Genomic DNA, 1390 nt, shown 5'->3' with positions numbered 1-1390 from the left:
CAATACTTCGGACAGTTTTGGAACAGGGATGCTCCGCGAGTAGAGCCAAAAAGTCCCTGGGATTTTAACCGAAAATAAAAAAAAAGGCACTTTTTACGTTAAGCTCAAAAAACACATGAACTTAAAAAAATGCCTGATGAATATTCTAGAATCTATTTTACAACAAATGTCAGGGATTAGTCAATCCCAAAAAAAGTTTATGGTAATTTTATTTTCCACCATATTGCTTGTTTATGGCAAGGTGAACTTTACCAATCTGAGCCGTTATAGTTCATTGAGTGAAAAAACTTATCGCCGTCATTTCTTAAAGAATTTTAATTTTAGCGAATTTCATCAATACTTTATCAAGAAAGCCTTGAATCCTGAACGAACAATTATTGCTATAATCGATTGTTCATTTATCAAAAAAAGTGGCAAAAAAACTGAAGGAAAAGCTATCTTTTATAATGGTGTGGCTGGTAGACCAGAAGAGGGATTAGAAATTTCTGTAATCTCTCTGGTCGAAGTCGAAACTCATTTATCTTATAGTGTGAGTGTCAAACAAACACCCTGGCGTCCTCCCACAGAACTACCCAAAAATCCCCTCACTGTTCGAGGGAAAAAAAACCTAAAAAAACCAACTAAAAAAGAGGCATCTCAAAGCTCAACGCCTGAATTAACAAGAGTTGACGACTATGCTCAACACTTAAAAGAAACTCGTTTTTTATTGCCAGAATCTGTACGTTATTTGGTAGCTGACGGTTATTATTACCGCGCTAAGTTCTGGGATGCTGTCAGAAATTCTCATTTAAATTTGATTAGCAAATTACGGTGTGATGCCAACTTAAATTACCTCTATACAGGTGAAAAAAATCAACGGGGTGCTCCTCGCAAATATGATGGAAAAGTAGACTGTAATAAGTTAAGAAATTTAACTTTTATCAAAGAAGTTAAGCCCGGAGTTAAGCTTTATTCATTAGTAGTATGGAGTGTTTGTTTAAAATGTAAAATACGTTTAGCTTGCCTTGAAGAGGTTCAACCCAACGGTAAAATCAAAAATATTTTATTGTTCAGTACCGATCTCGCTCTGACAGGTGAGCAAATACTTGAGTATTATCAAGCTCGTTTTCAAATTGAGTTTATTTTTCGTGACGCCAAACAATTTACGGGTTTATCCGATTCTCAATGTCGTAGTAGTCAACGACTTGATTTTCATTTTAATGCCAGTCTAATTGCTTTGAATTTAGCCAAATATGAAGCTTATAATCGTCATTCATCTCCCGAACCATTCGTGTTTTCAATGACCTCTTATAAACGGCGAGAATTCAATAGGCATATACTTTATACCTTTATTGATAAGTTAGATTTAGACCCGAATTTAATTTTAAATCACCCTAACCTTGCGTCAGTC

General features: G+C 35.0%; 1 protein-coding gene. It reads left to right on the top strand.

Going from position 1 to position 1390, the window contains the following annotated elements; all coding sequences use genetic code 11:
- Positions 1-136: 136 nt before the first annotated feature.
- Positions 137-1390 (top strand): transposase (locus tag QT974_RS34375; protein ID WP_333472819.1); only part of this gene is annotated, 1254 nt, incomplete at its 3' end.

Origin of the sequence: Microcoleus sp. BM001215392 (assembly GCF_036700185.1) — a bacterium.
Lineage (GTDB): Bacteria > Cyanobacteriota > Cyanobacteriia > Cyanobacteriales > Microcoleaceae > Microcoleus.
The sequence above is the reverse complement of the archived record's forward strand: the minus strand, read 5'-3'. Positions and strand labels throughout refer to the sequence as shown.